Annotated in this window: 5 protein-coding genes; 1 reads left to right on the forward strand and 4 read right to left on the reverse strand. The window is 42.1% G+C overall.

Annotated elements, in window-relative coordinates; all coding sequences use genetic code 11:
- Both VIP81_RS33255 and VIP81_RS33260 read right to left on the reverse strand, forming a co-directional pair.
- The coding region (locus tag VIP81_RS33255; RefSeq protein ID WP_331972512.1) for a magnesium and cobalt transport protein CorA at positions 1 to 916 on the reverse strand (916 nt) is incomplete at its 3' end.
- Between the two features lie 304 nt (positions 917 to 1,220).
- Positions 1,221 to 2,480, reverse strand: coding sequence for a DUF3472 domain-containing protein (locus tag VIP81_RS33260; protein ID WP_331972514.1), 1,260 nt, complete (start codon positions 2,478 to 2,480; stop codon positions 1,221 to 1,223).
- Positions 2,481 to 2,743: 263 nt separating this feature from the next.
- Here VIP81_RS33260 and VIP81_RS33265 point away from each other — a divergent pair, with 263 nt between their 5' ends.
- On the forward strand, positions 2,744 to 3,337 hold the full coding sequence (locus tag VIP81_RS33265) for a type 1 glutamine amidotransferase domain-containing protein (protein WP_331972516.1): 594 nt from the start codon (positions 2,744 to 2,746) through the stop codon (positions 3,335 to 3,337).
- 39 nt (positions 3,338 to 3,376) lie between these two features.
- On the opposite strand, the gene VIP81_RS33270 is transcribed toward VIP81_RS33265, so the two are convergent.
- Positions 3,377 to 3,769, reverse strand: coding sequence for a septal ring lytic transglycosylase RlpA family protein (locus VIP81_RS33270; RefSeq protein ID WP_331972518.1), 393 nt, complete (start codon positions 3,767 to 3,769; stop codon positions 3,377 to 3,379).
- A 49-nt stretch (positions 3,770 to 3,818) separates the two neighbouring features.
- A complete protein-coding gene (locus tag VIP81_RS33275; RefSeq protein ID WP_331972521.1) occupies positions 3,819 to 4,049 on the reverse strand; it encodes a DUF2867 domain-containing protein in 231 nt (76 codons plus the stop codon).
- Between the last annotated feature and the right edge of the window lie 177 nt (positions 4,050 to 4,226).

Consider the following 4,226-nt stretch of genomic DNA (forward strand, 5'->3'; position numbering starts at 1 on the left):
CATTCATTTTGAGATTTAACTGGGTATGGTACATTTCCTGTAAATTCAATACCATATCGCGGTAGTTGTCTGCCAGATCATTACATTGAATAATGTGGTCGTACACATCTTTATAATATTTGGTCACCTTATCTTCCAGCAGATCACTTTCACTTTTCAGGAAACCATTGACTAACTCTCTCACTGGCGAAATAGCCCGCTTAAATAGAAATACCTGTCGTCTTAAATAGTTTATCCGGGCCAATGTACGCGTGTTGGGCTGATGCTGTACCAGGTCTTCCATCATTTCTATTCTTTCTCCCAGCTTATCCATCACAATGAAGTAGTTATCCACAATAATGTCAAGCAAGGAATAACACAGGTAATCCGCTCCCCCATTGCGTATCCTGGATCCTTTTAATAGCAATTTTGTTCGTACGGGATCAAATACGTCCCGGGTAGGATCTTCCTGAAAGGAAATGACAAAATTTTTGCCGAGCACAATGCTTACTTGTTCCAGATCTACTGCCGATGTTTCACTATTAAAGTAAATCATGGGAAGTAAACAGAACAGGCGGTCATTGATTTCATCCATTTTTGCCCGTTGCCCTATGCTCAGTATATCTTCTTCTATTAGGGGATGTATCAGGAATTGCTCACAAATAGCATGGACTTCCTCTTTTCTGATACCATCAATATTAATCCAGCTCAGTTGGGAAGACTCCATATACTTAAAGGTATCTTCCACCTTATCCAGCACCATCTCGGAACAAAGACTTGTATTATAATCGAAAACAGTGATTTTGCTGTTGGGTGCCGGCTTACGGGGAGCTACTCCTTCTGCCGGATTAAAATTCATGATACGCTGCTTCTTCACTTTAAATGAATTCAGCACTTGTGTGACGCCGGGAATAGGCAGTTTGTTTTTCAATGCCATATGTAACTGATGTTAGCTGGATTTAAAACCGAATTTAAAGTAAAAATTGCTTAGTAGCCGGTTAGCAGAAAGAATTGTGCCTCTATCTAAAAGCGTAAAAAAGCCCCCGCTTCATCAGAAATTTGTTGTGTGCATAAAGAAATAAATGCGTTACATCTGTCCTATGGGGCATATGGACTAATTAAAATGAGTATTTATTGGATTATATCGTTGACTAATAGATGATTAATAGAATTTTAGGGAGAAAAAAGCGAGGATGTATCGCATAAACGATACATCCTCGCTTTATCCGGTTGGGAGAAGATTAGAACTTAGGAAGCTCTATTACCGGAGGGGTTCCGGTGGCTGGGCGTTCAAACTGATCACCATATTGTGCATTGGCGGGTTTAAATCCGCTGTTCCATAAATAGAACCATCCATTTTCTGAGCCGCCGCCATAATCAAGACGGTCTTTCGCTTTAGCGGTGGCATCATTGGAGAACTTTGCTTTAGTCAGCTCTATCCATTCACCGGTATTGGTTTTAATCCAATGATTACCGAAGTAGCCTTTACGACCAAGGTGTCCATTCTCAAAGGAGAAGTTTTCGAGGAAAGAGTAGAGATGCCCCATATACTTGCCATCTTTCGGTGCTCTAAAGCTGGCGATTAATTTCCATTCGTTATGTTCAGGCACATAAAAATAGGCGGTATAAGTAGTGGTATTGCCTGTAGGAACGCTATGCATGAGGAAACGATAGGTTTCTCCGGCTTTCCAGTTATATACCCAATGGCTATGCCCACCGGTTCCTTCTCCGCCAAATCCGCTGGCATCTACACTGTCTCCTTTTGCCAACATTACTACCTGATCTTCATACTTTACTTTGTTGCGTTCCTGTGGTTCTCCACCTGCATCCCACACAGAAAAAATCACTCTTCTTTCTGTTGGAGAATTTACCTGCATGCCAAAGTAGCCGCGGTGAAAACCGCATGACATGAAATAGGTACCCAGTTTATCTTCTCCCGCAGGTACTTTAATTTCTCCATAGAACCACTCTACATTTTTACCCTCTGGAACAGGATAGTTTAAATGCACAGAAGCTGCACGGCGCCAGGGTTTAGCGTTATACTGTATGTCTTTTGTTGCAGCACCGGTTAAGGAAACAGCTTTCACATCTGCATATACTGTTCCTGTTTTTTCTATACCCTTGAGGGAAACACAGTAGAATCCTGGTTTTTTAATATTGGTTTGTAAAACGGGAATATTTACATACTCATTATTGTTAGGAATGCTTACTGTTTTTTCTGTGCCGTTTACAGACACACTTACTTTGCTTGTTGCATCTGCTTTTGCGAGTAGTGCCACTTTAAGTGGACCAGTGGTGGCAGCGTGGAAATAAAAATTCACGGTATTGCTGTTACCGGTCCAGTTTATAACGCCTTTGTTATGGTTGATATCTACATTTTCTTCTGCCGGATCAGCATAGGCAGCAAAGCCAGGTAGTTCTATGGCAGGCGCCTGAGCAAAGGCATGGTCAGCAGTCAGGCAAATAGCCAGCAATGCTGAAAGGAGTGTTTTCTTGTTCATTGTTCTGTAATTGTATATCAACAAATAAAGGAGCATCTGTTCCCAAATGCAATCTTCTCTGCAAAAAATTACAAACGGATGAGAAAGCATTTGCTACGATATGAGCAAGAAATTATACAGGGTGTAAACGCACTGATCTTTTGGAATGGTCTGCCGGCGTCACCATGTACAACAGGACTTGTTTTTGAGGTTTAAGGGAGATGGCGTGAAGGTATGCTTCTGCCGAAGGCTAATTATTATAACACTATATAAAATAGCATCTTATGGAAAATCAATTAAAAGGGAAAAAAGTAGCTATTGTAGTAGCAAATGGGTTTGAAGAAGTGGAACTTACCAAGCCCATGGAAGCATTAAAAAATGCAGGCGCCACTGTGGACATTATATCACCAGAAGAAAAAAGTGTGCGAGCCTGGGCTGAAACCGAATGGGGAAAAGACTATCCGGTAGATAAGCATATAAAAGACGTGATTGCACAAGATTATGATGCACTCGTGTTACCGGGCGGCGTGATGAATCCGGATCATTTGCGGATCAATGATCGGGTCATTGCTTTTGTAACCGGCTTTTTTGATGATAGTAAGCCTATTGCTGCCATTTGCCATGGTCCATGGACTTTAATTGAAACCGGTGAGCTGGATGGCCGTAAAATGACTTCGTTCAAATCGTTAAAGACTGACCTGGAAAATGCAGGTGCACTATGGGTAGATGAAGAAGTGGTTACTGACAAGGGGCTGGTTACCAGTCGTACACCAAAAGATTTACCAGCGTTTTGCAAAAAGATGATTGAAGAAATTGCTGAAGGAAGACATGATCAAAGCGGCAACATTCGCAGCGGCGGGGTATATCAACTGGGGTAAAGAACGTTTACAGGAGTGAGGCGCCTCACTCCTGTTTTATTATTTCTTTTTCTTCTTTTTGTATTTCACTTCAACATTGGCAACGCCGGTATTCAGCATTCCCAGTTTGGCAGCGGCTTTATGAGAGAGGTCTATGATACGTCCGGCTGCAAATGGCCCGCGGTCATTGATCCGCACTTTTACACTTTTGCCATTGGCAATGTTAATAACGGTGACGCGTGTGCCAAAAGGTAATGTTTTATGCGCTGCGGTAAGCTCCCGCTGATGAAATGTTTCGCCACTGGCGGTGCGTTTACCATCGAAAGAGTCCGCGTAATAGGAGGCTTTCCCTGTTTCAGTAATTTTCCGGCTACAGGAGGTGGTAACTGTTGTTATCAGGATAACGAGCAGCAATACAGCATTGCGATGCAAGGGCGCAGGGATAGGTTTCATTAGTAGCGATTTAGACAATGCCATAAAAATAATCAATTTTTTGTCGCATTCAACTCGCGGCTGTACGTAATTGATGAATGGTGCTTTTGATGTTAACCGGAACAATGAGTCGGTGGAAAGGTTTTACAAAAAAGAAATAGCGTTTCCCCCAGCGGTTGTTATAATGTACTGTAGTAGTGCAGAGCAGCTGTTGCGCCGCCGGTTGTTGCTGCAAATAAAGCGACACCCGAAAGTCGAGGTGTTTATCATTTTCTCCGAGGATGAGTTCTTTTTCAGTCATACGCATATGGTTTCTATCAGAAAATTAACGGTCGTAAAACCAATAAGGAGCATAATTTTTATTGACAGCAGGCGGGTTGAACAATGTAGGAAAGCAGCTGTTTTTATCATTCATACATTATGTAATATAAACGATTATGGCAAAACTAGTAGCGGATCAATTGGTGGAGATGCTGGC

This window comes from Chitinophaga sp. (assembly GCF_036566945.1).
In the GTDB taxonomy this organism is placed as follows: domain Bacteria; phylum Bacteroidota; class Bacteroidia; order Chitinophagales; family Chitinophagaceae; genus Chitinophaga.

Bases quoted from the DNA above. Each gene is read 5' to 3' on its own strand.
- VIP81_RS33260 (WP_331972514.1), bottom strand. From the start codon at position 2,480: ATGAACAAGAAAACACTCCTTTCAGCATTGCTGGCTATTTGCCTGACT.
- VIP81_RS33265 (WP_331972516.1), top strand. From the start codon at position 2,744: ATGGAAAATCAATTAAAAGGGAAAAAAGTAGCTATTGTAGTAGCAAAT.
- VIP81_RS33270 (WP_331972518.1), bottom strand. From the start codon at position 3,769: ATGAAACCTATCCCTGCGCCCTTGCATCGCAATGCTGTATTGCTGCTC.
- VIP81_RS33275 (WP_331972521.1), bottom strand. From the start codon at position 4,049: ATGACTGAAAAAGAACTCATCCTCGGAGAAAATGATAAACACCTCGAC.